Source organism: Amycolatopsis iheyensis, assembly GCF_024703995.1.
In the GTDB taxonomy this organism is placed as follows: Bacteria; Actinomycetota; Actinomycetes; order Mycobacteriales; family Pseudonocardiaceae; genus Amycolatopsis; species Amycolatopsis iheyensis.
Genome location: NZ_JAMXQV010000022.1, coordinates 14,464 through 38,913, shown reverse-complemented (window position 1 = coordinate 38,913; position 24,450 = coordinate 14,464). Strand labels below are relative to the sequence as shown.

General features: G+C 72.5%; 28 protein-coding genes, 1 tRNA gene and 1 pseudogene. 16 read left to right on the top strand and 14 right to left on the bottom strand.

Annotation, left to right across the window (positions count from 1 at the left end):
• Positions 1 to 106: 106 nt before the first annotated feature.
• The 3 genes from M8542_RS34420 to M8542_RS34410 are packed head-to-tail and all read left to right on the top strand — an operon-like array spanning position 107 to position 3,373.
• The gene (locus tag M8542_RS34420; protein WP_257924491.1) at positions 107 to 883 is read left to right on the top strand and encodes a DeoR/GlpR family DNA-binding transcription regulator; all 777 of its coding nucleotides are present in this window, start codon (positions 107 to 109) and stop codon (positions 881 to 883) included.
• Positions 880 to 2,079, top strand: a complete 1,200-nt coding sequence (locus M8542_RS34415) for an MFS transporter (protein ID WP_257924490.1) — start codon at positions 880 to 882, stop codon at positions 2,077 to 2,079. Before M8542_RS34420 ends, M8542_RS34415 begins: the two co-directional genes overlap by 4 nt.
• A 55-nt stretch (positions 2,080 to 2,134) precedes the next feature.
• A complete protein-coding gene (locus M8542_RS34410) occupies positions 2,135 to 3,373 on the top strand; it encodes an MFS transporter (protein WP_257924489.1) in 1,239 nt (412 codons plus the stop codon).
• Here M8542_RS34410 and M8542_RS34405 read toward each other — a convergent pair.
• A complete protein-coding gene (locus M8542_RS34405) occupies positions 3,351 to 4,280 on the bottom strand; it encodes a cation diffusion facilitator family transporter (RefSeq protein ID WP_257924488.1) in 930 nt (309 codons plus the stop codon). The genes M8542_RS34410 and M8542_RS34405 overlap by 23 nt on opposite strands.
• A gap of 52 nt (positions 4,281 to 4,332) precedes the next feature.
• Here M8542_RS34405 and M8542_RS34400 point away from each other — a divergent pair, with 52 nt between their 5' ends.
• The 4 genes from M8542_RS34400 (at position 4,333) to M8542_RS34385 (ending at position 6,062) form a co-directional block, all read left to right on the top strand.
• Positions 4,333 to 4,695, top strand: coding sequence for an ArsR/SmtB family transcription factor (locus M8542_RS34400; protein ID WP_257924487.1), 363 nt, complete (start codon positions 4,333 to 4,335; stop codon positions 4,693 to 4,695).
• Between the two features lie 65 nt (positions 4,696 to 4,760).
• Complete coding sequence (locus tag M8542_RS34395) at positions 4,761 to 5,339, top strand: TIGR03086 family metal-binding protein (protein WP_257924486.1); 579 nt, start codon at positions 4,761 to 4,763, stop codon at positions 5,337 to 5,339.
• A gap of 60 nt (positions 5,340 to 5,399) precedes the next feature.
• The gene (locus M8542_RS34390; RefSeq protein WP_257924485.1) at positions 5,400 to 5,561 is read left to right on the top strand and encodes a hypothetical protein; all 162 of its coding nucleotides are present in this window, start codon (positions 5,400 to 5,402) and stop codon (positions 5,559 to 5,561) included.
• Between the two features lie 54 nt (positions 5,562 to 5,615).
• Positions 5,616 to 6,062 carry a nitroreductase family deazaflavin-dependent oxidoreductase gene (locus M8542_RS34385; protein ID WP_257924484.1) on the top strand — a complete coding sequence of 149 codons (447 nt, stop codon included), beginning with the start codon at positions 5,616 to 5,618 and terminating at the stop codon, positions 6,060 to 6,062.
• Here M8542_RS34385 and M8542_RS34380 read toward each other — a convergent pair.
• Positions 6,059 to 6,688, bottom strand: a complete 630-nt coding sequence (locus tag M8542_RS34380; RefSeq protein WP_257924483.1) for a maleylpyruvate isomerase family mycothiol-dependent enzyme — start codon at positions 6,686 to 6,688, stop codon at positions 6,059 to 6,061. The two genes, M8542_RS34385 and M8542_RS34380, sit on opposite strands and share 4 nt — an antisense overlap.
• Before the next feature lie 68 nt (positions 6,689 to 6,756).
• Positions 6,757 to 7,005, bottom strand: a complete 249-nt coding sequence (locus tag M8542_RS34375) for an ANTAR domain-containing protein (protein WP_257924482.1) — start codon at positions 7,003 to 7,005, stop codon at positions 6,757 to 6,759.
• A 1-nt stretch (position 7,006) separates the two neighbouring features.
• Between M8542_RS34375 and M8542_RS34370 the strand changes: the two are divergent.
• From M8542_RS34370 to M8542_RS34360, 3 genes and pseudogenes are all read left to right on the top strand, one after another.
• Positions 7,007 to 7,592, top strand: a pseudogene (locus M8542_RS34370) (HSP18 transcriptional regulator).
• A 69-nt stretch (positions 7,593 to 7,661) separates the two neighbouring features.
• Positions 7,662 to 7,898, top strand: a complete 237-nt coding sequence (locus tag M8542_RS34365) for a DUF6480 family protein (RefSeq protein WP_257924481.1) — start codon at positions 7,662 to 7,664, stop codon at positions 7,896 to 7,898.
• 29 nt (positions 7,899 to 7,927) lie between these two features.
• Positions 7,928 to 8,128 carry a hypothetical protein gene (locus tag M8542_RS34360; RefSeq protein WP_257924480.1) on the top strand — a complete coding sequence of 67 codons (201 nt, stop codon included), beginning with the start codon at positions 7,928 to 7,930 and terminating at the stop codon, positions 8,126 to 8,128.
• On the opposite strand, the gene M8542_RS34355 is transcribed toward M8542_RS34360, so the two are convergent.
• The 3 genes from M8542_RS34355 to mdlC are packed head-to-tail and all read right to left on the bottom strand — an operon-like array spanning position 8,125 to position 12,357.
• Positions 8,125 to 9,339 carry an MFS transporter gene (locus M8542_RS34355; protein WP_257924479.1) on the bottom strand — a complete coding sequence of 405 codons (1,215 nt, stop codon included), beginning with the start codon at positions 9,337 to 9,339 and terminating at the stop codon, positions 8,125 to 8,127. The genes M8542_RS34360 and M8542_RS34355 overlap by 4 nt on opposite strands.
• A gap of 13 nt (positions 9,340 to 9,352) precedes the next feature.
• Positions 9,353 to 10,780, bottom strand: a complete 1,428-nt coding sequence (locus M8542_RS34350; protein ID WP_257924478.1) for an aldehyde dehydrogenase family protein — start codon at positions 10,778 to 10,780, stop codon at positions 9,353 to 9,355.
• A gap of 2 nt (positions 10,781 to 10,782) precedes the next feature.
• Entirely contained in the window at positions 10,783 to 12,357 is a 1,575-nt protein-coding gene (gene mdlC / locus M8542_RS34345) for a benzoylformate decarboxylase (protein WP_257924477.1), read from the bottom strand.
• Positions 12,358 to 12,456: 99 nt separating this feature from the next.
• Here mdlC and M8542_RS34340 point away from each other — a divergent pair, with 99 nt between their 5' ends.
• Genes M8542_RS34340 through M8542_RS34335 form a run of 3 tightly spaced genes read left to right on the top strand, consistent with a single transcriptional unit; the run spans position 12,457 to position 14,671 of the window.
• The gene (locus tag M8542_RS34340; protein WP_257924476.1) at positions 12,457 to 13,347 is read left to right on the top strand and encodes a LysR family transcriptional regulator; all 891 of its coding nucleotides are present in this window, start codon (positions 12,457 to 12,459) and stop codon (positions 13,345 to 13,347) included.
• A 20-nt stretch (positions 13,348 to 13,367) separates the two neighbouring features.
• Positions 13,368 to 13,559 carry a tryptorubin family RiPP precursor gene (locus M8542_RS50680; RefSeq protein ID WP_372508681.1) on the top strand — a complete coding sequence of 64 codons (192 nt, stop codon included), beginning with the start codon at positions 13,368 to 13,370 and terminating at the stop codon, positions 13,557 to 13,559.
• Positions 13,560 to 13,618: 59 nt separating this feature from the next.
• Complete coding sequence (locus tag M8542_RS34335) at positions 13,619 to 14,671, top strand: cytochrome P450 (RefSeq protein ID WP_257924475.1); 1,053 nt, start codon at positions 13,619 to 13,621, stop codon at positions 14,669 to 14,671.
• Here M8542_RS34335 and M8542_RS34330 read toward each other — a convergent pair.
• Positions 14,643 to 15,410: a cellulose-binding domain-containing protein gene (locus tag M8542_RS34330; RefSeq protein WP_257924474.1), complete on the bottom strand. Its 768-nt coding sequence runs from the start codon at positions 15,408 to 15,410 to the stop codon at positions 14,643 to 14,645. The two genes, M8542_RS34335 and M8542_RS34330, sit on opposite strands and share 29 nt — an antisense overlap.
• Positions 15,411 to 15,576: 166 nt before the next feature.
• Here M8542_RS34330 and M8542_RS34325 point away from each other — a divergent pair, with 166 nt between their 5' ends.
• From M8542_RS34325 to M8542_RS34315, 3 genes are all read left to right on the top strand, one after another.
• Entirely contained in the window at positions 15,577 to 16,518 is a 942-nt protein-coding gene (locus M8542_RS34325; RefSeq protein WP_257924473.1) for an NmrA/HSCARG family protein, read from the top strand.
• A 36-nt stretch (positions 16,519 to 16,554) separates the two neighbouring features.
• Positions 16,555 to 18,195, top strand: coding sequence for an AfsR/SARP family transcriptional regulator (locus tag M8542_RS34320; protein WP_257924472.1), 1,641 nt, complete (start codon positions 16,555 to 16,557; stop codon positions 18,193 to 18,195).
• Positions 18,196 to 18,285: 90 nt separating this feature from the next.
• A tRNA-Leu gene (locus M8542_RS34315) sits at positions 18,286 to 18,369 on the top strand.
• A gap of 5 nt (positions 18,370 to 18,374) precedes the next feature.
• Here M8542_RS34315 and M8542_RS34310 read toward each other — a convergent pair.
• The 7 genes from M8542_RS34310 to M8542_RS34280 form a co-directional block, all read right to left on the bottom strand.
• Positions 18,375 to 19,148 (bottom strand): recombinase zinc ribbon domain-containing protein, encoded by a 774-nt coding sequence (locus tag M8542_RS34310; protein ID WP_257924634.1) that lies wholly within the window; start codon positions 19,146 to 19,148, stop codon positions 18,375 to 18,377.
• Between the two features lie 152 nt (positions 19,149 to 19,300).
• Complete coding sequence (locus M8542_RS34305) at positions 19,301 to 20,206, bottom strand: ABC transporter substrate-binding protein (RefSeq protein ID WP_257924471.1); 906 nt, start codon at positions 20,204 to 20,206, stop codon at positions 19,301 to 19,303.
• A gap of 10 nt (positions 20,207 to 20,216) precedes the next feature.
• Positions 20,217 to 21,413 (bottom strand): FAD-dependent oxidoreductase, encoded by a 1,197-nt coding sequence (locus M8542_RS34300; RefSeq protein ID WP_257924470.1) that lies wholly within the window; start codon positions 21,411 to 21,413, stop codon positions 20,217 to 20,219.
• Positions 21,414 to 21,436: 23 nt separating this feature from the next.
• Complete coding sequence (locus M8542_RS34295) at positions 21,437 to 22,264, bottom strand: ABC transporter permease (RefSeq protein ID WP_257924469.1); 828 nt, start codon at positions 22,262 to 22,264, stop codon at positions 21,437 to 21,439.
• 24 nt (positions 22,265 to 22,288) lie between these two features.
• Entirely contained in the window at positions 22,289 to 23,098 is an 810-nt protein-coding gene (locus M8542_RS34290; RefSeq protein ID WP_257924468.1) for an ABC transporter ATP-binding protein, read from the bottom strand.
• 11 nt (positions 23,099 to 23,109) lie between these two features.
• Positions 23,110 to 24,099 carry an ABC transporter substrate-binding protein gene (locus M8542_RS34285; RefSeq protein ID WP_257924467.1) on the bottom strand — a complete coding sequence of 330 codons (990 nt, stop codon included), beginning with the start codon at positions 24,097 to 24,099 and terminating at the stop codon, positions 23,110 to 23,112.
• Positions 24,096 to 24,446, bottom strand: a complete 351-nt coding sequence (locus tag M8542_RS34280) for a cupin domain-containing protein (protein WP_257924466.1) — start codon at positions 24,444 to 24,446, stop codon at positions 24,096 to 24,098. The genes M8542_RS34285 and M8542_RS34280 overlap by 4 nt, the downstream gene beginning before the upstream one ends.
• Between the last annotated feature and the right edge of the window lie 4 nt (positions 24,447 to 24,450).

Genomic DNA, 24,450 nt, shown 5'->3' with positions numbered 1-24,450 from the left:
GGCGGCGTGCACGGGACCATCATGCCGCAGCGGCCGTTCGCACAATCGACGTGAGTGGACGAACAAATCGGTTGTGCGAATGTGCGGCGCTTGCGAGCATCGCGGGGTGAAGAGCGCGGAGCGGCAACGGGTGATCGTGGAGCGGTTGCGCGACGCCGACCAAGTGGGCGTCGCCGAGCTGGCCTCGGCGACCGGGGCGTCCGAGATGACCGTGCGCCGCGACCTCGACCAGCTGGCCTCGCGCGGCGTGCTGCGCCGGGTGCACGGCGGAGCCGTGCCCGCGGCGCCCTCGGGCATCGAGCCGCCGTTCGCCGCGCGCGCGACGGCCGCGATCGCCGCCAAGCGGGCCATCGCCGCGGCGGCGGCCGAGCTGATCCGCGACGGCGAGACGATCGTCCTCGACAGCGGCACCACCGCGCTGGAGCTGGCGCGGCTGCTGCGCGGGCGCGCGGTCACCGTGATGCCGCTTTCGCTGCACGCGGCGGCCGAGCTGGCCGACGATCCCGACGTCAGGCTGCTGCTGCCCGGCGGCGAGCCGCGGCCGGGGGAGCAGGCCCTGGTGGGCCCGCTGACCGTCGCGTCGCTGCGGGCGCTGCGCTTCGACGTCGCCGTGCTGAGCCCGTGCGCGTTCGGCCTCGACGCCGGTCTCATGGCCTTCGACCTCGGCGACGCCGAAGTCAAGCGGACGGCCCTCGACGTCGCGGCCCGGGCGATCGTGCTCGCCGACGGCGCCAAGTGGCGCCGGGCCGCGCTCGCCCACGTCTGTTCCGCCGACCGCGCGGACGTAGTGATCACCGACCCGGGCGCACCCGAGGACCAGCGCGGCGCGCTGGCCGACCGTGGTGTGCTCGTGCACGTCGCCGTCCCTTTGGAGAACCGATGACGACCGCCCCGCCCCGCCCGCGTGCCGCCCGGTTCGCGACCTTCATGTTCTTCGCCCTCAACGGGTTCGCGATGGGCATGTGGGTGGTGCACATCCCGAGCATCGAGCGCGCGACCGGCATTTCGCACAGCACGCTGGGCGCGCTGCTGCTGGTGCTGGGCGGCGCGGCGTTCGCCGGCATGCAGGTGTCCGGCCCGCTGGTGGACAAGCTCGGCCACCGCCGGCTCGTCCCGGCGGCGGGTGTGCTGCTCGGGCTGGCGTTGTGTGCCCCGGGTTTCGCGAGCTCCTGGTGGACGCTGGGGCTTTCGCTGATCCTGTTCGGCTTCGGCAACGGCGCGATCGACGTCGGGATGAACGCCCACGCGGTCGTGGTGGAGCGGGCCTACCCGCGCCCGATCATGGCGGCCTTCCACGCGATGTGGTCGATCGGCGGCGCGTTCGCGGCGGTCATCGGCGCGGCGACGCTCGGCGCGGGCGTGGCCACCGGCGTCACGCTGGTCTGCACCGGGCTGCTGTGCGTGGTGCTTTCCCTTGCGTCGGCACGGTTCTTGATGGAACCGTCGGAAGCGCCGGCCGAGGTTTCGGCGGCCGAGCCGGAGCCGGTGGTCCGCCGCCGGACGCCGGGCCGCGTGGTCTGGCTGCTCGGGCTGCTCGCGTTGGCGCTGATGCTGTCGGAGGGCGTGGCGAACGACTGGGCCGCACTGCACATGGAGAAGGTGCTGGGCACCTCGGCCTCGACGGCGGCGCTGGCGTACGGCGCGTTCGCGGTGGCGATGACGACGGGCCGCTTCCTGACCGACCGCGTCGCGGCCTGGGCCGGCCCGGCGGCGATCGTCCGCTACGGCGCGGCGCTGGCGGCGGTCGGCCTGACGACGGCCGCGGCGGCGCCCTGGGTGCCGCTGTCGTTGGTGGGCTGGGCGCTGTTCGGACTCGGCCTGTCGGGCGGCGTCCCACAGCTGTTCACCGCGGCGGGCAACCTGGACACGCGGGCATCGGGCGCGCTGATGGCCCGCGTGGTCGGGCTGGGGTACGTGGGCTTGCTGGCGGGCCCGGCGCTCATCGGCGGGCTGACGCGGTGGATGCCGCTGAACGTGACGTTCGCGGTGCCGGTGGTGCTGTGCGTGCTGGCGGCGGTGTTCGCCGGGGTGCTGAGCCCGAAGCCGGACCCGGACCCGGTGGAGCAGCCCGTCTGCTGAGCTCGCGGCTAAACCGCCGGGCCGTCGCGCGCGTGCTTCGTGCGGGGTGATGCGGATGGCGGGCTTCGGTGGCGTGCTGCGCGTCCGGGAGTTCCGGGCGTTGTGGCTGGCCGAAGGGCTGTCGGTGGGCGGCGACCAGATCGCGCGGGTCGCGCTGGCGCTGGTCGTCTTCGCGCGGACGAACTCGGCGGCGCTGACCGCGCTGACCTACGCGCTGACGTTCGTCCCGGCCGTGCTCGGCGGGGTGCTGCTGTCGGGGCTCGCCGACCGGTACCCGCGGCGCGCGGTCATCATCACGACCGACGTCGTGCGCGGGCTGCTCGCCGCCGCGATGGCCGTGCCGGGGCTGCCGTTGTGGTTGCTGTGGGCGCTGATCGGCGTGCTGACGCTGGCGGCGGCGCCGTTCAAGGCCGCGCAGCTGGCGCTGCTGCCCGACGTCCTGCCCGGCCCGTTGTTCCAGGCGGGCATGGGCCTGCGTCAGATCACCACCCAGGCGGTGCAGGTGGCCGGGTTCGGGCTCGGCGGCGTCCTGGTGACGGCGACCGGGCCGGCCGTGGCGCTGCTGGCCAACGCGGCGACGTTCCTGACCAGCGCGGCGGTGGTCGCGCTGGTCGTCCGGCCCCGCCCGGCGGCACGGGCCACGCGCTCGCCCGGTCCGGCCGCGGAGGTGGGCCCGGTGCTGGTCGCCGTCTACGCGTTCGCGGCGCTCATCGGGTTCCTGGTGGTGCCGGAAGGCTTGGCGGCGCCGTACGCGGCGTCGGCCGGCGTCGGCTCGGTGGGGGTCGGGGTCCTGATGGCGGCGGACCCGGTCGGCAGCGTGCTGGGCGGCTGGTGGGCGGCCCGCACGGCGGCGAAGCCCCGGACGCCACCGCGGTCGGTCGCCGTCCCGGCGGCGCTGGCGGGCCTGCCGCTGCTGGTGTGCCCGCTGCTGCCGGGCCCGTGGTGGGCGGCGGCGTTCTGGGCGTTGTCGGGCGGCCTGTCGACGGTGTACCTGATCCGCCTGCAGGCCGCGGTGGTCGACCTGATCCCGGACGACCGCCGCGGAACGGTGATGGGCCGCCTGAGCACGTGCCTCTACAGTTCCCAGGGCGTGGCGATCGTGGGCGCGGGCCTGCTGGCCGAGCAGGTGAGCCCGGCGGCGGCAATAGCGATCTCCGGCGGCTTGGCCACGCTGACGGCGGTGGCCGCGGCCACGATCTGGCGAGCGGCCGCCCGTGATGCCTCCCCAATCACGAGTGATGCCTCCCCAATCACACGTGATGCCCGGCCAATCACGCGTGATGCCCCGAACTGACCCGTTCGTGCGCCTGGTCCGCGCCGGTCGCCGGCTCGGTGTGGACCACCACCGCCGTCAGGCGCGGGATCTCGTGCAGCAACCGGTGTTCGACGTCGTGCGCGAGGGCGTGCGCCTGCCCGACGGTCAGCTCCGCCGCGACGGTCACCGCCAGCTCGGCCCGCAGCTGGTGGCCGATCCAGCGCATCCGCAGGTCGCGAGTGCCGAGCACGCCGCCGACCGCACGCGCGGTGCGCTCGGCCAGCTCGACCGACGCCGGGTCGACGGCGTCGAGCAGCCGCCGGAACACCTCCTTCGCCGCGTCACGCAGGACGAACAGGATCGCGACCGTGATCCCGAGCCCGACGATCGGGTCCGCGGCGGGGAACCCGAGCGCGACCCCGGCCGCGCCGAGGACGACCGCGAGCGAGGTGAAGCCGTCGGTCCGGGCGTGCACGCCGTCGGCGACCAGGGCGGCCGAGCCGATCTCGCGCCCGGCCTTGATCCGGTAGCGGGCGACGAGCTCGTTGCCGGCGAAGCCGATCACGCCGGCTGCCGCGACGACCCACAGGTGGCCGACGGGCCGCGGGTCGAGCAGCCGCACGACGGACTCGTACCCGACGGCCAGGGCCGAAGCGGCCACGACGAGCACGACGGCCACCCCGGCGAGGTCTTCGGCGCGCCCGAGCCCATAGGTGTAGCGCCGGGTGGCGGCCCGGCGCCCGAGCAGGAAGGCGGCGCCGAGCGGGACGGCGGTGAGCGCGTCGGCGAAGTTGTGGATGGTGTCGCCGAGCAGCGCGACCGACCCGGTGACCAGCACGAGCGCGAGCTGCGCGAGAGCGGTCCCGAACAGCGCGGCGAAGGACCAGGCGAGCGCCCGGACGCCGCGCCGGCTGGTCTCGAGGGTGTGGTGGCCGTGTCCATGCATGGGTTGACTATCTGCGCACACACGCAGATACGCAAGTAGTAAGGTCATACGCATGCACGAGTCGCTGCCGGACTTCGACATGCCGACGGAAGAGCAGGTCCACCTGGCGGCGGAGTCGTTCCGCCTCCTCGCCGACCCGACCCGCATCAAGGTGCTGTGGGCGTTGCTGCAGGGCGAGTCGTCGGTGGCGTGCCTGGCGCAACTGGCGGGCGCGGCCCCGACGGCGGTGAGCCAGCACCTGGCGAAGCTGCGGCTGGCGGGCCTGGTGAAGGGCCGCCGAGAGGGAACATTCGTGTACTACTCGGCGGCGGACAACCATGTGCGTGGCCTGTTGGCGCAGGCACTGCACCATGCGGAGCACGTGGACCGGGAGATTCCGGCGGGGGAGCACGCCCACCACCCGCGTACCGGCTGACCTGTCGAGTCCGGCCCCACCCGTTCGTCCTCGGGGACAAGAACCACCTCGAAGAAGGAGCGGCCATGGACACAACCGACCTCTACCGACGCGCCCAAGACGGGTTCGACGCAGCCCTAGCCGAAGTCCGCGAAGACCAATGGGACCTGCCCTCCGCCTGTACCGAATGGACGGTCCGCGACGTCACCGGTCACGTCATCTGGGGCCAGCGGCAGCTGCAGGCCTGGGCGACCGGCGCCGACTACGCCGAGACGGCCGGTGCGCCAGGAGCGCCGCACCCCGCGGTCCTGGCCACCACGGACCCCCTCGAAACCTGGCGGGCCGCGCGCAAGGAGTCGGTCGCGACGCTGACCGACGAAGCCCTCCGCCGCACCGTCACGCTGCCCGGGCTCGGTGCGGTTCCGCTCGCCGGCATCGTCACGCTGCTCATCACCGACCTGGTCGCGCACCGCTGGGACATCGGCTCGGCGCTCGGCCGGGACGTCCGCCTCGAGCCGGACCTGGTCGACGTCGCGTTCGGCTGGGCGCGGGCGAATGCCGTGCGGCGGCCGGGGTTCTTCGGGCCCGAGCTGGTGCCGCCCGCCGGGGCCGACGAACAGACGCGGATGCTCGCCTTCCTGGGCCGGCGGGCCGTCCCCGCGTGAGGGCGGGTGGCGGTGGGTAACCCGAGGTGACGCAGTGACGAAACGGCGGAGGGAAGACCGATGCCTCACCTGACAGCGCCCCCGGCGCCACCCGAGCCGGAGCCTCTCGTGCCCGACCCGGCGATCCCCGAACCCGGGCCGGACCAGCCGAGCCACGAGCCCGGCACGCCGGTGCCGGACCCGCTGCCGCCGGACGCGGAACCCGGACCCGAGCGACGGTAGAGATACGTGACTCAGATGATATGAGTTTCATATGATCTGGTGTACGCTCGTGGCATGACAACAGCGCAGAACTACCGGCGGATGGTCAACGCCGGCAACAAGATCGTGGTGGGGCTGCAGCGGCTCGGCGTCGCGTTCGGGCCGATGCAGCTGCTCACCGTGCCGGGGCGGCGCACCGGCGTCCCGCGCACGTTCCCGATCGCGGTCATCCCGATCGACGGCGACCGCTACATCTTCCAGGCCTACCCGAAGGCCGCCTGGGTGGCGAACGCGCGGGCCGCGGGCGAGGTGACGCTCACCCGCGGCCGCCGCACGTCGGCCGCCCGGCTGACCGAAGTCCCGGTCGAACAGCGGCGCCCGCTCCTGCGCGAACTGGTCGCGAAGAGCCCGGCGAGCGTCGGCAAGCGCCTGGTGACGACGGGGCTGGCGGAGGCGGCGACCCCGGACGCGGCCGCCGCGGCGGCGGAACGCATCGCGGTGTTCCGCGTCGAGCCGGCTTAGGACGTCCGCGCCGACAGCTGCTCGAGCCCGGCGCCACCCAGCCGGTCCAGCGCCGCCGCGCGCCCGGTCATCGCCAGCACCAACGCGAGCAGCGGGCCGCTCACCTCGGGGCCGGTCCCGGCCGACCAGTCCGCGTCGGTCGCTCGCAACGCCAGCCCGGCAACGCGGTTCTTCGCGCCGATGAGCAGGTTGGACCTGCGGTAGAACTCGGCGACCCGGACGAGCGTGGCCGCCGGGAACGCCCGGTCCAGCCCGAGCGGCCACCGGATGTCGGTGCCGTGCACGACGACCTCGCCGAGCCAGGAGTCCGCGGGCCCCGGCGGCCCGGTGGTGTCGTCGGCGTGGGCGCGCAGCTGCGCGAGCGTCGCTTCGGGGCCGGCCGCCGTCTCGCGGGCGATGTTCTTGCCCGTCATCGCGGTGAACCGGAAGCCGGAGCCGGCCAGCCGCGCGAAGAAGGTGACGGGCGTGAGCTTCGCCGTCGCGACGACGTGGCCGAGTACCTCGTGGACTGTCCACTCGCGACACAGTGACGGCGTCGGCCACGCGTCGGCGGGCAGCTCGGCGAGGTCGGCGGCGAGCGCGGCGCGTTCGCGGTGGATCTCGGGCCACGGACCGGAATCCGGCATCGGGCCTCCTCGGGCCGTCCGGGATCGGCGATCCCGGTGACCGCACGTCGTCCGCGGCGCCCGCGTTGTTACAGCCGGCGCAGGCCGGCCTCGTCGTCCGGACGGCTTTCGAAGGCCAGCAGCAGCTGCTCGGCGGCCCTGCGTGCGGAGCCGCTCGGGTGGATCGTGCGGTCGCCGTCCGGCTGCGGGGCCGGCGCCCGGGCCAGGAGCTCCACCACGGCGACGGCGAGTTCGCGGACCTTGACGTTGAACTCCTGGCTCGCCCGCCGCAGGGTCTCCCACGCCTCGTCGGGGTCGAAGCGGCGCAACGCGATCACGATGCTCGGTCCGATCCGGACGGGCCGCTTCGGCGACGGCGAGCGAGGCCAACCGCTCGTAGCGGCGCAACGCCGTCAGCGTCTCCTCGGTGGCGGGGCGGTCGAACAGCACCGTCCGGGGCTGCTGGCCGCGCTGGACGACCTGCGCCGGCTGTGGGAGGAGCTCCCGAGCTGGGAGCCGGAGCTGATCACGGCCGGCCGGGCCAGCTGGGTGGCGCTGGCGCCCGCGCTGGGCGTGGCCAGCCGGCAGGCCGCGGAACGGCGTTACCTGCGGCTGCAGCCGTCGGCCACCGGCGAGAAGACGGGGGAGGCCGGCGACCGGGCGGTCGCCGACTGGGCCCGCCGCAACTCGGCGTTCCTGCGCCGGCTCGCGGGCCGCGTCAGCGCGCTCGACGGGCTCGGCCGCCCAGGAGAGCGCGGACCGGCTGGGCGATGACGACGCCGCGACCCTGCTGCCCCCGCTGGCCGCGGCCCGTACGCACCTGACCGGCGACCACGCCGGCCTGGCCGACGAGCTGGGCGAGGTCGCGGCCGCGGCGGACCGGCTGCGCCGTGACGCCGCCGGGAACCGCCGGACGAAGGAGTAGTCCCGTTTGTCCGGCCCGTCGCCGGGCACCCTTCGCGACGGAAGGACCTAGCGACGGAAGGACGCCGCCATGACCGCGACACCCCCGGATCCGGATCCGCGCCGGACGCCGGACCTCGAGGCCGGTGGCGGGGTGCCACCCGGCAGCACCCCGCCAGACTCCGCGCAGACGTCCGGCCTTTCGCACCCGCAGCCGATGCCGTCGAAGACGACGCCGGTGCTGTGGCTGGTCCTCACCGGTGTGCTCGTGCTGATGGTCGCCGGGCTGATCGTCGCGCTCGGCTTCGGCTGGCTCGGCGGTGTCTGAGATCGCCGCCGCGCGGGTACCCGGTGCTCATGGCACGTGACGCGGAACCCTTCGACGAGCGCAACAAGATCCCCGAGCGGGCCGGGAGCCGGGCCGAGCTGCTGCCCGAGGAGCAGGCCGCCGACAGCGCCGACCCGGAGGCCCAGGCCCGCGAGGTGCTGCGGGACTCCGACCGCCGGACCGAGGCGCCGGAGCCCACCATGCGCCGCCGGCCCGAGGAAACGGCCTAGACCGAGGTCAGCGACGCGGCAGGCTGCTTCTCACCACGCAACGCCAGCACCGCGACCAAGCCGAACGCGGCCACGACGGCGAAGAAGTAGAAGCCCCACGGGTAGGCGACCCCGGCGGTGACCAGCGCGCCGGTCACGAACGGCCCCAGGATCGAGCCGAGCCGCCCGACCGCCGACGTCAGCCCGAGCGCGGTGCCCCGCAACCGCGCGGGGAACGCCTGCGCGACGTACCCGTAGATCAGCACCTGCGCGGAGAACACGAACACGCCGGTCAGCAGCACCACCGTGTTGAGCAGGAAGGCGTTGCCGATGCGCAGGCTCAGCGCCGCCAGCAGCACGGCCCCGGCGCCGAACCAGATCCGGGCGATCGGCCGGATGCCGAACCGGTCGGCGATCGTGCCGGCCAGCACCAGCCCGAGCACCGCGCCGATGTTGAGCACCAGCAGCAGCGTGATCGACGTAGAGATCGGGTAGCCCGCGGTGCGCATCAGCTGCGGCAGCCACGTGTTGAGCCCGTAGACCAGCAGCAACCCCATGAACGAACCGGTCCACACGGCGATGCTGATCCGCCGGAACCGCGCGCCCAGCACGTCCCGCAGCCCGACGCGCTCGGTGGCGGGCTCTTCCTTGGCCGCGAGGTAGGCCGCGGACTCCGGCAGCTTCCACCACATCAGCGGCACGGCCAGCAGACCGACGATCCCGCCGCCGTAGAACAGCACGTGCCAGTCTTCCTTGGCGTACAGCGCCAGGATCGACGTCAGCACCGCGCCGACGTGGTAGCCGGTCATGGTGAACGTGCTCGCGCTGGCCCGCCGCCTCGCCGGCAGGTTCTCCGACATCACGGTCAGCGCCACCGGCATGCACGCGCCCAGGCCGAGCCCGGCGACGAACCGGAACACGCCGAACGTCGCGACGTTCGGCGCCACCGGCGTCAGCAGGGTGAACAGCGAGAACAGCAGCACCGAGCCGATGAGCATGCCGCGCCGGCCGAACCGGTCGGTGAGCGGGCCGAGGAACGCCGCGCCGACGGCGACGCCGATCAGCGACACGGTGGCGACCGCCGTCGCGCCGGCCGCGGTGAAGCCGAGGTAGCCGCTCTTGAGCAGGGTCGGGATGGTGGCGCCGAGCGCGACCAGGTCGTAGCCCTCGAGCAGGACGGTCAGCCAGCAGAGGACCGCCGTCCACACCGGACGGACGGGAGACGTCGTCATTGCCGTGCTCCTTCTAGAAGGGGTAGCCCGCGATGTCCGCGCGGACGGTCAGCCACTGGGTTTCGGTGAAGGCTTCGATGTTCGCCTGCGCGCCGCCGAAGCGGGAGCCGTTGCCGGAGGCGCCGACTCCGCCGAACGGGGCGGTCGCCTCGTCGTCGACGGTCTGCTCGTTGATGTGCACCTTGCCGGAGCGGACCTCCTCGGCCAGCGTCATCGCCGGGCCGACGTCGCCGAGAATGCCGACCGACAGGCCGTACTCGGAGTCGTTGACCAGCCGCGCGGCCTCGTCGAGGTCGCGGTAGGCGCGCACCGGCGCGACCGGGCCGAAGATCTCCTCGCGCCACGCGGGCGTCGCGTCGTCGAGTCCGAAGAGGACGGTCGGCGGGTAGAACGGCGCGTCCGGCTTGCCGCCCGCCACGACCCGGGCGCCGGCCGCGACACTGCGGTCGACGACGTCGGTGACGTGCGCGAGCTGCCGGTCGTCGATGATCGGGCCGAGCGCGACGTCGCCGGCAGCCGGGTTGCCGACCGGCAGCCGCCGGGCCTTCTCCGCCAGCGCTTCGATGTATTCGTCCACTTGGGACTCGTGGACGAGGTGGCGGCCGGTGGCCATGCAGATCTGGCCCTGGTGCAGGAACGAGCCGAACGCGCCGGCGGACGCGGCCTTCGCGACGTCGGCGCCGGGCAGCACGACGAGCGCGTTGTTGCCGCCCAGCTCCAGGTGCACGCGCTTGAGCGCCCGCGCGGCGGCCTCGCCGACCTTGCGCCCGGCCGCCGTCGACCCGGTGAACGACACGACCGACACCTCCGGCGCGTCGACCACCGCGGCGCCGACGGCGGCGTCGCCGGGCAGCAGGTGCAGCAGGCCTTCCGGCAGCCCGGCCTCTTCGAAGACACGCAGGATGCTCACGCCGCCGGACACGGCGGTCCGCAGGTCCGGCTTGAGCAGCACGGCGTTGCCGAGCGCGAGGGCGGGCGCCACCGAGCGGATCGCCAGGATCAGCGGGAAGTTGAACGGCGAGATCACCGAAACCACCCCGGCCGGCACGCGCCGGGCCAGCGACCAGCGCGGCTGCTCGGTGCTCAGCACCTCACCCCGGGGATGGGTGGGCAGTGCGGCGGCCTCGAAGCACTCGGCGGCCGCGGTGCCGGTCTCGGTGGCGGCCTTCGGCCGGGTCGAACCGGCTTCGCGGACGAGCCAGTCCTGCACCTCGGCGGCGTGCTCCTCCCACAGCTCACCGGCGCGGCGCAGCACCGCGGCGCGCTCGGCGGGCTTGCGCCGCGCCCAGTCGCGCTGGGCCTTCGCCGCTGCCGAGGCGGCTTTCGCGACGTCGTCCGGGGTCGCGATGCCCACGTCACCGAGGGTTTCCCCGGTGGCCGGTTCGACGACGGGGTGGGTCCCACCGGCGCCGTGCCGGAACTCGCTTTCGAGCAAGGTCATGATCACTCCGGGGCGGTCGGTTCGGTGTCGACCTGGAGCAGCCGCGGGCCGTCCGGGGTCGTCTTGAGCTGGGCACGCAGGTCGTCGACGTCGCCGACGGTCGTGGCGGGCACGCCGTAGCCGGCGGCGATGGCCGCGAAGTCGAGGCCGGGGATCTCGGTGCCCGGCACGTCTGGCGTGCCGAGCAGCTCGCCGAACCACCGCAGCGCGCCGTAGACGCCGTTGCGCAGGATCACGAACGTGACCGGGACGCGGTAGTGCGCCGCGCTCCACAACGCCGTCACGCCGTAGTTGGCCGAGCCGTCGCCGATGACGCCGACGACCGGGCGGTCCGGGCTGCCCATGGCGACGCCGACCGCGGCGGGCAGGCCGAAGCCGAGCCCGCCGGCGGCGGGGAAGAAGTACGAGCCTTCGCGGCGGAGGTCCATCTGCCGCCACCACGCCGAGTTCGTCGACGTCGACTCGACGACGTAGCGCGTGTCGTCGGGCTGGGTGTCACGCAGCGCGGCGAAGACCTGCTCCGGGTGCAGTGCGTGTTCGCCGGTCTTCGGCTCCGGGTTCGGGACGTAGCCGGGTTTCGTGGTCCGGGCGGGCACCTTGGCCAGCAGTGCCTCGATCACCGGCGCCGGGTCGGCCACCAGCGCCTCGCCCATCGGCGCGCGGGCCGCGGCGCCGAAGTCGTCGGTGATCTGCACCAGCCGGGTGCCCTCGGGCAGGTAGGCGCCGGGAACGTGCTGGTGGTAGCGGAATACGGGCGCGCCGAGCACGAGCACCAGGTCGTGCCCGGTCAGCGCGTCGGAGATCGGCGCGATGCCGGCCGGCAGCACCCCGCGGAAGAGCGGGTGGCGGTTGGGGAAGGGCAGCCGGTGCGGCGAGGGCGCCACCCAGGTCGGCAGGCCGAGGTGCTCGGCGAGTGCGACGGCCCGGTCGAACAGCCCGAGCGCGTCGAGGTCGCCGCCCAGCACGAGCGCGGGGTTCTCGGCCCCGGCGACGCTCTCGGCGAGGTCCTCGAGCTGCGCCCCGCTCGGGGTAAGTCCTCTTTGGACACTCCGGTCGAGGGTGACGGCGGCGTTCGCGCCCAGCTCGACGGCCCAGTCGTCGTAGGGGACCGAGAGGTAGCTCGGCCGCCGGTGCAGCTCGGCCTCGAACACGGCCTGCGCGAGCGAGCGCGGGACGTCTTCGGCGCAGCTCGGCTCGCCCGACCAGGCGACCAGGGGGCGCATCAGCTGCGTCGCGTCGACGTTGGCGAGCATCGCCTCCATGCCGATGGCCGAGCGCACCTGCTGGCCGGCGGTGAGGACCAGGGGCGAGCGCGAGTAGACGGCGTTGGTGAGCGCGCCCATGGCGTTGCCGGAGCCGGCGGCGGCGTGCAGGTTGACCAGCACCGGGCGGCCGGTCACCTGGGCGTAGCCGTCGGCCATCCCGACGACGGCGCCTTCGTGCAGGCCGAGGACGTACCGGAAGTCCTGGGGGAGCTCGGCGAGGAACGGCAGCTCGTTCGAGCCGGGGTTGCCGAAGATCGTGGTCAGGCCGCGGCGGTGCAGGAACTCGTGGGCGAGCCGGCGGGCGGTGGGCATGCGCGGGTCCTCCTCGGGCGGGTTGGCCCAGACCCTAAGCAGCGCGGCGGGTTGTGTTCCAATAAATGTTGGCTGGTGCCTACATAGACAGGATCGATGATGCCGGACTTCGACCTCAACCTGGTGCGCACGTTCGTGCTGCTCTACGAGACGCGCAGCGTCACCGCGACGGCGGAGTCCCTGCACGTCACGCAGCCGACGATCAGCTACAGCCTGCAGAAGCTCCGCCGCCGGTTCTCCGACGAGCTGTTCCGCCGGACGGGCGGCGGCCTGGTCCCGACGACGACGGCCCGCGCGCTGTACGAGCCCCTGCACAGCGCGCTGTCGGACATCGAGACGGCGGTCAGCGGCGCGTGGTCGTTCGACCCGTCGACCGCCCGGGCGGCGTTCACGCTCTGCCTGTCGGACCTGGGGGAGATCTCGCTGCTGCCGCGCCTGATGGCGGCGCTGCCCTCGGCCGCCCCCGGCGTCACGCTGACGGTCCGCCCCCTGGACGTCGACCGGGCGGCCGACCAGCTGGGCCGCGGCGAGATCGACGCGTTCATCGCGTCCCCGCTGATCAGCTCCCAGCGCGTCGCGCGGATCCCGCTGTTCTCGGAGGGCTACCTGGGCATGGTGTCGCGCGATCACCCCCGCCTGGGCGCCGAGGTGGACTTCGCCGCGCTGGCGGCCGAACGCCACGTGACGGTCTTCGGCCCGACCGGCCACGACGGCCCCCGCCGGGCGCTGGAGGCGTGCGGGCTGCTCGACCGGGTCGTCCTCGAGGTGACCCGCTTCGCGGCCCTGCCGTACCTGGTCCAAGACGGCGAGCTGGTGGCGATGGTGCCCCGCCTGGTGGCGGAGGTGTTCGCGGCGGAGCACCGGGTGCGGCTGTTCGAGCTGCCGATGGAGGTGGAGCCGGCCCAGGTGTCGGTGTACACGCGCCACACGCACGCGCGAAGCCCGGCGCAGCACTGGCTGGTGACATTCATGCGGGAAGTGCTCGGCTGATTTAACACGCATTTTTCATCGTGCCCATTTCCCGCCGAAAGATCTGGGCCGAACGTGTAGTGCTTGGTGCTGAACCGATCCCGCCCTGCCTAGTGTCGATCACGGTCCTGACAACCGAACTAGGGAGAAATCCGGTGAAGCTTGTCCGCCTGGTCAAGAAAGCGCTTCCCAAGAAGAGCCTGAAGGCCTACGCCTGGTACGGCTGGATCTGATCGCGCGGCCGGTCCCGGTCACCGGGACCGGCCCCCGTTCCCTTCGAGGAGTGCCGAACGTGGTCATCGCTCCCGCCCACCGCGCGGTCGACTTCGCGCCCCGTCTCGAGAAGCTGCTGCGCGAGCACCGCGACGACGGGCTGTTCCGCCTCGAGCCGGACACCGTCGGGATCGCCGATCCCGAGCTGATGGACGCCGTGCTGCGCGCCCGCCCGGCCAACGCCGAGGAGCGCCCGACGTTCAAGCCGGTGCTCGGCCGCCGGGTCACCCGCGCCGAGTCCGCGAGCCTGATGCAGGCGCTGGGCGCGGACGTCCGAGCCGCGCTCAAGCGGCCGGTCGAACACCCCGACCTCACCGGCGCGTGGCCCGCCGTGCCCCACGACCACCTGCGCCGATTCGTCTTCGGGCCCGAGACGCGCCGGTTCCGCGTGCTCGTCGACCGCCGCCTGGAGCTGACCCCGAAGCTGACCTGGTCGGCGGTCGCCGCCGGCGCCGCGTTGGCCCGCCCGCCGGCGCCGGACGCGGAGCTGTCCACGCTCGCCCGGCAGGTCCTCGCCGCCGAAACCCTGGCCGAGCGGCGCTTCCGCATGTACCTCTACCGCCGCGTCGCCGCGCCGATCTGCTTCACCGTCGCCGCGCTGGTGACCAACGCGGTGTGGCTGGGCGCGCCGTTCGACGACGACGTCCCGAACGAGTGGGTGATCAACGAGGCGCTGCGGCTGCTGCCGCCGTCCTGGAACATCCTGCGCGTCCGCTCGCCGGAGTTCGCCGAGGTGGACGCCCGCATCACCCCCGGCGACGACGTCCTGCTGCTCCCGCTGCTGAGCCACCGCTCACCCCGGCTGTGGGAGGCGCCGGCCGAGTTCCGGCCGCGGCGCTGGGCGGAGCTCGACGCCGACCGGCACCCCGGCTACCTGCCGTTCGGGCATGTCAGCGAGCGCTGCTGGGGCCGGCACCTGGTGCTGCCGCTGGCGAGCCGGCTGCTCGACGTCGTCCGGGCCGAGGGGCTGGTGCCCGACCCGCGGCGCACTCGCGCGCGCGTCGAGCTGGACGGCCTGCTGGAGCTGGCCGACGTGCGGATGGTCAGCCGGCGTCGCAGGGAGCGCCGTTGAGCGTGAACCCGCCCGGCGCGGGATTTCCGCCATCGAAGGCGCCGTTCAAGCCGGTGCTGACGGTCGCGCCCGGCGCGAGCGTCGCGTTGTAGGACTCGGCGTCCACCGTGACGCGGCTGCCGCTCTGGCTGTACCGGCCGTCCCAGCCGTGCGTGACGCGCTGGCCCGCGGTGAACGTCCAGGTCAGCGTCCAGGGATCGAGCGTTTCGCTGCCCTTGTTGGTGATCGCGACGTCCGCGGTGAAGCCGTCGTTCCACTGGTCGCGCACGCTGAACCGCACCACGCACGTCGAGGCGGGCACCGGTGGCGGCGGCTTCGGCGCCGTCGAGGTTTGCCGCAGCACGGTCGGGATCGGCGTCGGACTCGGCTTCGGCGGCGCGGGCGCGGTCGTCGAGCGCGGCGTGGTCGTCGCCGGCGTCGTCGCCGGCGCGAGCGGGCCCGGCGGGGTGGCCACCTGGCGCCCCGGCGAGCTCTCCGACGTCACGGCGATGAGCACGAGGCTGCCGAGCACCACGACGGCACCGCAGATCGCGGAGACCCAGCGGATTCGGCGGCCGGCCCGCTGCTGGTGGGACGCGGCTTCGCGGGCCCGCTGCTCGAGACGCTCCCGGTAGCCGTCACCGGTGTCTTCCGCGCGGGCCGGCGCGGCCTCGGGGGCGCGACCGAGCGCTCGCGGCGTCGCCCCGGTCTCCCGGAGCAGCTCGGCGACGGTGAGCTCGTCGTCGTCCCGCCGCGCCATCGGCGAACCTCCGTTTCTGCGGCCCGACCGGCGAATCCTAGGAAGCCGCGGCGACCTTGTAAACCGTGTGCACGCGGCGTGCACCGGGCGTGCACGAGACGCTGATGTCGCCGGGGTTGCCTGGGCTGGTGGCCGGACCACCCCGGCCCGCTCCAGGAGGTTTTCGATGTCCGACAAGAAGATCATCGCCGTCGTCGGCGCCACCGGTCAGCAGGGCGGCGGCCTGGCCCGCGCGATCCTCGACGACCCGGAGCAGCGCTTCGCCCTGCGCGCGCTGACCCGCAACCGTGACTCCGCGGCCGCCCAGGCGCTGGCCGCGCGCGGCGCCGAAGTCGTCACCGCGGACCTCGACGACGAAGCGAGCCTGACGACGGCGCTCGAAGGCGCGTACGGCGCGTACCTGGTCACGGCGTTCTGGGAGTACAACTCGGTCGCGCGCGAGCAGCAGCAGGCCCGCGCGATGGCCGCGGCCGCGAAGGCCGCCGGGCTGCGGCACGTGATCTGGTCGACCCTGCCGGACACCCGGCTGCACCTGCGCGACGAGAGCGTCCCGACGCTGCACGAGCGGTACAAGGTCCCGCACTTCGACAGCAAGGCCGAGGCGGAGGCGTTCTTCGTCGAGGCGGGGGTGCCGGCGACGTTCCTCTCGACGACGTTCTACTTCGAGGCGTTCGTGGACTTCTTCCGCCCGGCCCGCGACGAGGACGGCGTCCTGGCGCTGCACCTGCCGATGGGCGACGCGCGCCTGCCGGGCATCGCGGCGGAGGACATCGGCCGGACGGCGTTCGGCGTGTTCGCGCAGGGGCCGTCGCTGGTCGGCGAGACGATCAGCATCTCGGGCGAAAACCTGACCGGCGAGCAGTACGCGGCGGCGTTCACGAAGGAGCTGGGCACGGACGTGGTCTACCGGCCGATGACCGTCGAAGCCCTGCGTTCATCGGGCTTCCCGGGCGCCGACGACCTCTCGAACATGTTCTTCTACTACGCGGAGCACGAAGAGGCGTTCGCCGGCGCACGCGACCCGGAGGCGGTGCGGCGGCTGAACCCGCGCCTGCAGGACTTCGCGACCTGGCTGGCCGCGCACCGGGAAGCGTTCGAGGGGCTCTGACGGAATACCGCCCCACAGCGGCCGGTTGCGCTCTGCGTGACCGATGCGACGCGCTACGAAGTGCTGGGCCCGGTCCGCGCGTGGCGCGGCGACGTCGAGATCGAGCTGGGCCCACCTCAGCAGCGAGCGGCCCTGGCGGCCCTGCTCCTCCAGGGCGGCACGCCACTGTCGCCATCCCAGCTGGTCAAAGCGTTGTGGGGCGGAGCCGAGCCCCGGGCGGCGGTCGGCATGGTGCGCTCGTACGTGTCCCGCCTGCGGCACGCGGGAGTCCCGATCGAGTCCATCGGCGGTGGTTACGCCCTGAATTCGGCGTCCCTGGACCTCACGGACTTCGAGCGCGCACTCGCCTCAGGCTCCGGCCTGCGCGCCGCCCTCCGCCGCTGGCACGGAACCCCGCTGTCGGGCATCAACGGCTTCGAGCCGGAGCGCGCCCGCCTGGAGCAGCTGCGTTTGAGGGCCCGCGAAACCCTGGCGGCGGCGGACATCGAGGCCGGCAGCCACGTCCTGGCGGCGGCCGAGCTGGCGGACCTGATCACCGAGCAACCGCTGCGGGAGCGTCCACGAGAGCTGCGAATGCTGGCGCTCTACCGATCCGGCCGCCAGGCGGAGGCCCTGGACGTGTTCACGTCGATCCAGCGCCTGCTGGAGTCCGAAAGAGGCCTCTACCCAGGCCCCGAGCTGCGGGAGATGCAACGCCGGATCCTCACCAGCGACCCGACTCTGCTGCCGGCGCCCCGTCCATCGCAGCTACCCCCACCACTCCCGGAGTTCGTCGGCCGCACCGCGGAAATGGGTGCGTTGTCCGCAGCCCTGAAACGGACCCCGGTGATCGGCATCGAGGGCTTGGCGGCGATCGGCAAGACGACGTTGGCGGTCCACCTGGCCCACACCCTGACCTTCCCCGATGGCCAGCTGTTCGTGGACCTCTCGGCGTCAACGGACCCGTTGTCGGAGCTGCTACGCGGCATCGGCGTCACGGCCCCACCGACGTCGCCAAGCGAGCGGGCGGCGCTGTGGCGAACGCACACAACGGGCCGGCGCCTGCTGGTGATCCTGGACAACGCCCGAGACGCGGAGGAGGTCCGCCCGTTGCTCCCCGGCACGGGTTCGGCGGTGGTGATCACGGCCCGCCAGCGCCTGTACGGCCTGTCACCCGCGGTGTGGACCAGACTGGGCGGCTTGAGCGTGTCGGAGTCGATGACGTTGCTCGAGCGCTTGTTGGGTGCTGCCCGAGTCCACGCCGAGCCAGCTGAATCCTGGGAGCTGGCCACCCGCACGGCGGGGTTCCCCCAGGTCATCCAGGCAATAGCGGCGAGGCTGGCGTCCCGCCCGAACTGGAGCATGGCCTCGGCGTTGACCCGCTTGGGCCGGCCGGCCCCGGGAGCCCCGGTGACACCCCCGGAGTGCGGAGCGATAGAGAGGCCGTACGAGTCAGCCCTGGCCGACCTGACCCCGGCGCAGGCCCGGGCGTTCGTATCGCTGTCTCTGATGTCAACCATCACAGTGGAGACAGCCTCGGAGGCTTTGGACCTGGCCACCCGAGACACGACGGTGTTGTTGGAATCCCTGGTAGACGCCCACCTACTGGAGCCGGCGGGCCAGGAGGGCTATCGCTACGAGGAGCCTTTGCGCTTGTTCGCCCAGGCCCGAGCGGCTGAATCGATGCAGACAGCGTGAAACGGCTGATCATCTCAGACTGCTGCGGCGGCAGGATTCTGACCCCCCTGAACGAGGGTGGGGGAGCGCCGTATACTCTTTCTTCAGCAGGTCCGAGTGGCGGAATGGCAGACGCGCTAGCTTGAGGTGCTAGTGCCCTTAACGGGCGTGGGGGTTCAAGTCCCCCCTCGGACACAGTATTACCCCACGGATCGCGAAACGCGATCTTGAGGCTGGGGCGATCGTAGTTCAGCTCGAATCGATGTTCTGCAGGCGCCATCCGGCGCCGTCGTAGACGATGATCTTTCCTGAGTTGTGCAACGCTGCTGCCACACGTCTGAGACGTGGCCGATCAAGCTCCGGTCGCCGTCGTTGCCTTCGTCTCCGAGCCGGATGCTGATCTCGTCGACGAGGTGGTTCTCGCGGATGTACCGCGTTTTCGGCCGCGGCCGGCCCGGGGACTGGGGGCTGGTGTAGCCGTGGTGGCAGCGATAGGTCGGACGCCCGTGGTTCCAGTGCGAATCCAGGCGCCGGTCGCAGACACCGCAGCGGATCAGCCCCGCCAGAGCGAATCGGCGAGCCCTGCCGTCGCTGGCTAGTCGCGCCGCTCGGATCCGCTGCGCGGTGACGACGCCGACGCGGAGGCTGGTCCTTCGGACGCGTTCGCCCGGCGATTCCAGATCTGCCGACCGGTATAGCGCGGGTTCGCGACGATGGCGGCGACGATGCGCAGCGTCCAGGCGCCGCGGGTTCGGTGCCGGTTGCGGTCCGGGTCGCACTCGACGGACAGGGGATACTGCGCTCGTTGAGGTGCCGGGCGACGCTGTGCCCGGCGAGACGCTGACGGAACATCCAGGCGACGTGGGGTGCGGTTCGGGGGTCGGAGCGAGTCGTTGCAGCCGTCGGACCCAGCGGCGTCGGCGGGTTTGGTTGGGAGCCGGCGTCGACAAGTTGGCAGCCGTGCAGCTCGACATCGTGCCGGCGCTGACCTCACGCACCGTCAAGGACCTCGAACGACAGGAGCTCGTGACCCGCCAACGGCGGCCGCGAGCTGCTGCGCCGGATCGGCGCCCGGCTGAGTGCCATCCTCGCCGACTCCAGTGGCTGGGAAATCCGGCGAGCGGACTCAGGCCCGGGGTACCGTCCAGAGGTCCCGGAACGACCGCGACACCACGGAGTCGTAGCCGGCGGGCGCGTCGAGCAGGCCGGCGTCCTGGCCGAACGCGACCAGCGCCGCCGCGGCTTCTGGCGTGATCCGGGGGTCGTAGAACGGGACGTCCCGGCGGACCAGCGAGGCGATCAACGACGCTTCCCGGGCCGGGAACAGGCGCCTGCCCACTTCGGTGGCCCGGTCGGGCTCGGCGGTCAATACCGCCTGGGCGCGGACGATGGCGCGGGTCATCGCCGCGACCGCGTCGGGGTTCCGGTCGATCGTCTCGTCCGTGACCGCCAGGGCCGGGAAGGTGTACGCCTCCGTTCCCGGCGGGCCGTCGCCGCGGCGGGCGTCGAGGACCACGTGGCCCGTTCCGTCCAGGACCGCCAGCTCCGCGCCCATGCCGTTCGCCCAGAAGCCGTCGATCAGGCCCGCCGCCAGCGACTGGGCCGCCGCGAGGCCGAACGAGGTGCCCGCGCCTTCCGTGGCCGGGACCGGGCCGATGTCGACACCGGCGATGCCCGCGGTCGCCAGCAGCCGGCGCAGCCCGAGGTCGGGGCCGGGGGCCGCGCCGATGCGTGAGCCGGGCAGCGTTTCGAGGGAGAGCCCCGGCCGGACGACCAGGAACCAGTACATGTTCTGCGACAGCGCGGCCACGAGCTTCGCGCCGCGCCAGCCGGGGAACGCGTGCATCGGCGCGTGCGCGGCTCCGGCGAGGAAGTCGATCTTCCCGGTGCGCAGTGCCTCGGCGGCGTCCGTGACGGGGTACAGCAGTTCCAGTTCGACGTCCAGGCCCTCCTCGCGCGCCAGGCCGAGGTCGATCGCGGCGATAGCGGGGAAGTACGACGGGGAAACCAGATCGGGTACGGCGAGTCGCACGGATGCCCCTTCAGTCGATTTCGGCGGACCGGACGACGGAGTCGAGCAGCGACGTCCGGCGCAGGAACGCGCGCTGCAGCTGCTTGTCCGCGCTGATCTCGGTGAGCCGGTCGAGGCGTTCCTTCCGGACCGCGGGGTCCTTCTCCTCGAGCCGCTTCTTGTTGTCGACGGTCTGCTGCTGGACGAACTCGATGTTGATCGTGCGCCGCCGCCGTTCGTAGCGGTCCACAAGGGACGGACTGGTGTCCAGCGTGCGCACCAGTTCCAGCGCGTCGTGTACGCCGCAGTTCAGGCCGAGGCCGCCGATCGGGTTGTTGACGTGTGCCGCGTCGCCGGCCAGGAACGTCCGGCCGCTCCGGAACGATGCCGCCACCCGCTGGTGGACGTTGTAGATGTTGCGGTGCAGCAGTTCCCGCGGCCGCTCGTCCGGGTGGATCGCCGTCATGACCCGCGACGCGTGCTCGTCGCCGAGCGCTTCTTCGTCGGTCTGGTCCGGACGCGCGGCGAACACGACGCGCCAGCGGCCGCGCAGGTCGTCGCCGGCGACTTTGAAGAGGTTGACCCACTGGTTCGGGTCGGCGAAGTAGCTGCGCGTGGCGCAGCCCATCTCGGTGCCGAAGTCGTACGACGTCGTGAGCACCGCGAAGCGTTCCGGCCAGGTGTAGCCGTCGAACTCGATGCCGAGGGCCTTGCGGACGGTGCTGCGGCCGCCGTCGCAGCCGAACAGCCAGTCGCCGGTCAGGACGTCGGTCTCGTCGCCGGAGGAAACGGAAACCGTGACAGTGTCGGCGTCCTGGGTGATCGTGTCGATGCTCCAGCCGAGCCGGACGTCCACATCGGACATCTTCTCGAGGCGGTCCAGGACGATCCGGACCAGCTTGTGCTGTTCGGTCTGCACCACGTACGGGAACGGCGTGTCGTCGCGCAGGTTGTCGTGGTCCATCCGGGCCACCAGCGTCTCGGTGGTCTTGTCCCAGAAGTCGAAGTACCGGCAGACCAGGCCGACGGAGATGAACTCGTCGATGACGCCGACCTCGTCGATCAGCTCCAGCGTCGAAGGGTGGAAGGTCGCCGCGCGCGGCGCGTGGTCGATCTCGGCGTTGCGCTCGACGAGCGTCACGCGGAAGCCGCGCTGGGCGGCGGCGAGCGCGGCGACGGCGCCCACCGGGCCCGCGCCGGCGACGATGATGTGTCCTCGGTCAGTCATGGCTCCGCTTTCGGAGAAGGGGTTCAGTCGCGGTCGGCGGTGGCGTCGGCCCAGGGTGCGACCTTCGTCTCCAGCCAGCCGACCAGCCGGGTGAGCCCGACGCCGAGCGCCATCAGCACGATCACCGGCACGAACAGCCCGGCGGTGTCGAAGCGTTGCCCGGCCAGGATGATCTGGCCGCCGAGCCCGCCGATCGCGGTGAAGAACTCGGCGATGACGATCGCGATCACCGCACGGCCGATGCCGAGACGCAGGCCGGTCATGATGTGCGGCACGGTGGCCGGCAGGATGATCTTGCGCAGGACGGCGAACTCCGACGCCATGAACGACGTGCCGACCTCGGTCAGCGCGCGCGGCACCGCGCGGACCCCGGCGCGGGTGTTGATCACGACCGGGAACACCGTCATCACCACGACGATGACGACCTTGACCGTGAACCCGAGCCCGAACCAGAGCATGAACAGCGGGATCAGCGCGACCAGCGGCATCGCGTACCCAGCGGTGACGTACACGCCGAGCGCGGCGTCCGCGGCCCGGTAGCGGCCGACCAGCAGCCCGACCGGGAAGCCGATCAGCGCGGCGACCACGAAGCCGAGAAGCAGCGGCTGGAGGCTGTCGAACAACGCCTCGACCAGCAGCCCGGACTTCAGCTGGACGCCGAACTGCCGCACGATGGCGGTGGGGTAGGAGGAGAAGATCGGGTTCATCTGCCGCCCGACGACCTCCCAGAACACCAGCACGACGAGGATCGACGCGGTGGTGATGAGACCGGCGCGGTGCCGCCGCGCGAAGGACGGCCGGGTGCGCGGGGCCGCGGTCGGGGCGGGTGCGCTCTGTTCGATGGTGGTCACGTCGGTAACTCCGTCCAGGAGGGACTAGCTGGCGATGGCCGGCGTGGGCGCCCCGGCCATGAGGCGGCGCCAGATCTCGTAGCGCCTCGTGCTGAATTCGGTGAGCCCGCGCACGGTCACCAGGTCGGTGCGCGGCTTCGGCAGGTCGACTTCGAAGACCTCGTCGATCCGGCCGGGGCCGGGCACCAGCAGGACGACGCGGTCGGCGAGCAGCACGGCCTCGTCCAGGTCGTGGGTGACGAAGACGATCGTCTTGCCGGTCTCGGCGTGGATGCGCAGCACCTCGGCCTGCAGGCCTTCGCGGGTCTGCGCGTCGAGCGCGCCGAACGGCTCGTCCATCAGCAGCACCGCGGGGTCGACGCTCAACGCCCTGGCCAGCCCGACCCGCTGCTGCATGCCACCGGACAGCTGGTCCGGCCGCCGGTCGACGGCGTGCCCGAGCCCGACGAGCTCCAGCTTCTCCAGCGCGGTCCGCCGCCGCTCGGCTTTGGGCACGCCGCGCGCCTCCAGGCCGAACTCGACGTTCTCCAGCGCGGTGCGCCACGGGAACAGCTGGGCGTTCTGGAAGACCATGCTGCGGTCCTCACCGCAGCCCTTGATCTCCGTGCCGTCGACGAGAACGCGGCCCGAGTCGGCCTTTTCGAGGCCGAGCAGGATGCGCAGCAGCGTCGTCTTGCCGCAGCCGCTCAACCCGGTGAGGGCGATGATCTCACCCGGCTCGATGTGCAGTGAGATGTGGTCCAGCACGTGGACCGACTGCACCTGCTTGCCCACGCGGACGGTGAACGTCTTGGACACGTCTTCGATCGACACGCCCGCTCGGCTGGGGGCCATGGGATTCTCCTTCAGGGGCGCGGCATCGCGAGGGCTTCGCGCTGCGGGCGGTCGTTGACGAGCTTGGCGAGGTCGGCGGGCTTGGCGAGCTGGCCGGACTTCGTGAGCGTGGTCGACAGGTAGGTCAGCCGCTGCATCGCGACGCCCGCGTCGGGGTCCACGAGCTTCTTGCCGGCGATCAGGTCGTGCATGTACGTGACGTACGGGTCGTCCGGTGTGGTGCCGGCTTCCTTCGCCGCGAGTTCGAGAGCCTCGTCCGGGTGGGCGTAGGCGTAGCGGAACCCGTCCATCAGCCCGGCCAGGTAGCGCGCGGCGGCGTGCGGTTTCGCGGCCAGCCGGTCGTTGCGGGCGATGATGGAGTACCGGGGGTAGTCCGGCACGACGTCGGAGGCCAGGGCCAGCACGTTGACGCCGTCCTTTTCGGCCCGGGGAACGTAGTCCGCGGGGGAGGAGGCGCTGTCCACGGTCCCGGCGACCACCGCCCGGTAGCGGTCGGCGTTGCCGCCGCCGTTGAGCTGCGGCATCGACTGCGGCGAGACGCCGGCGCGAGCGAGCATCACCTTCGCGATCACCGCGGGCAGGGCCGTCGGCGACGAGATTGCGATGCTCTTGCCCTTGAGCTGGCCGAGGCTGGTGATGTCCTTCTTCGCGTAGATCGCCCACGGCAGCCCGATCATCGTCGAGCCGATGATCGACGCGTTCAGGTTCCCGCGCTCGGAGGCGATGAAGAACGCGCCGGCGTTCTGCTCGACGGCGTCCACTTCACCGGACGCCAGCGCGGGCAACGCTTGCGACGCGCTCTGCAGCGTCACGAACTCGACGTTGACGCCGTACTTCCCGAAGAAGCCCTTCTCCTCGGCCATCCGCAGGAAGCCGCAGTCGGTCGAGCACTGCAGAACGCCGACCTTCCAGGTGCTCTGGTCGCCGGCCGCCGTCGCGCAGGCCGTGACCGCGGCCAGCACCGCGGTGAGGAGCAGGGGCAGCAGCCGCCGGGATTTCACGGCTGCACCCGGTAGCGGACTTCGAACGTCAGCACGCCCTCGTCGGTCCGCCAGGGGCCGTGCGGCATGCCCGGCGGGCGGCAGGCGTACTCACCGGCGCTGAAGGTCTTGTTCAGCGACAGGTCGGTGAACGAGCCTTCGAGGATGTAGACCTCCTCCCAGAAGTCGTGCTTCTGCACACCCATCGGGGTGGAGTCGGCGCCCGGCTCGTAGCGCAGGATCCGTGTCGCGACCCCGCTTTCCGCGTCCGCGGAGAGGATGCGTTCGATGATCTTCGGGTCGCCGCCGGGGCAGACGGTGAACCCGACGTCGGCGACGGGGAAGAACTCGTGTTCCGGCTTGCTCATGGTG

Bases quoted from the DNA above. Each gene is read 5' to 3' on its own strand.
- M8542_RS34400 (WP_257924487.1), top strand. From the start codon at position 4,333: ATGCACGAGTCGCTGCCGGACTTCGACATGCCGACGGAAGAGCAGGTC.
- M8542_RS34365 (WP_257924481.1), top strand. From the start codon at position 7,662: ATGACCGCGACACCCCCGGATCCGGATCCGCGCCGGACGCCGGACCTC.
- M8542_RS34385 (WP_257924484.1), top strand. From the start codon at position 5,616: ATGACAACAGCGCAGAACTACCGGCGGATGGTCAACGCCGGCAACAAG.
- M8542_RS34390 (WP_257924485.1), top strand. From the start codon at position 5,400: ATGCCTCACCTGACAGCGCCCCCGGCGCCACCCGAGCCGGAGCCTCTC.
- M8542_RS34290 (WP_257924468.1), bottom strand. From the start codon at position 23,098: ATGGCCCCCAGCCGAGCGGGCGTGTCGATCGAAGACGTGTCCAAGACG.
- M8542_RS34410 (WP_257924489.1), top strand. From the start codon at position 2,135: ATGGCGGGCTTCGGTGGCGTGCTGCGCGTCCGGGAGTTCCGGGCGTTG.
- M8542_RS34280 (WP_257924466.1), bottom strand. From the start codon at position 24,446: ATGAGCAAGCCGGAACACGAGTTCTTCCCCGTCGCCGACGTCGGGTTC.
- M8542_RS34325 (WP_257924473.1), top strand. From the start codon at position 15,577: ATGTCCGACAAGAAGATCATCGCCGTCGTCGGCGCCACCGGTCAGCAG.
- M8542_RS34300 (WP_257924470.1), bottom strand. From the start codon at position 21,413: ATGACTGACCGAGGACACATCATCGTCGCCGGCGCGGGCCCGGTGGGC.
- M8542_RS34395 (WP_257924486.1), top strand. From the start codon at position 4,761: ATGGACACAACCGACCTCTACCGACGCGCCCAAGACGGGTTCGACGCA.
- M8542_RS34310 (WP_257924634.1), bottom strand. From the start codon at position 19,148: ATGTCGAGCTGCACGGCTGCCAACTTGTCGACGCCGGCTCCCAACCAA.
- M8542_RS34350 (WP_257924478.1), bottom strand. From the start codon at position 10,780: ATGACCTTGCTCGAAAGCGAGTTCCGGCACGGCGCCGGTGGGACCCAC.
- M8542_RS34415 (WP_257924490.1), top strand. From the start codon at position 880: ATGACGACCGCCCCGCCCCGCCCGCGTGCCGCCCGGTTCGCGACCTTC.
- M8542_RS34330 (WP_257924474.1), bottom strand. From the start codon at position 15,410: ATGGCGCGGCGGGACGACGACGAGCTCACCGTCGCCGAGCTGCTCCGG.
- M8542_RS34355 (WP_257924479.1), bottom strand. From the start codon at position 9,339: ATGACGACGTCTCCCGTCCGTCCGGTGTGGACGGCGGTCCTCTGCTGG.
- M8542_RS34380 (WP_257924483.1), bottom strand. From the start codon at position 6,688: ATGCCGGATTCCGGTCCGTGGCCCGAGATCCACCGCGAACGCGCCGCG.
- M8542_RS34360 (WP_257924480.1), top strand. From the start codon at position 7,928: ATGGCACGTGACGCGGAACCCTTCGACGAGCGCAACAAGATCCCCGAG.
- M8542_RS34405 (WP_257924488.1), bottom strand. From the start codon at position 4,280: ATGCATGGACACGGCCACCACACCCTCGAGACCAGCCGGCGCGGCGTC.
- M8542_RS34340 (WP_257924476.1), top strand. From the start codon at position 12,457: ATGCCGGACTTCGACCTCAACCTGGTGCGCACGTTCGTGCTGCTCTAC.
- mdlC (WP_257924477.1), bottom strand. From the start codon at position 12,357: ATGCCCACCGCCCGCCGGCTCGCCCACGAGTTCCTGCACCGCCGCGGC.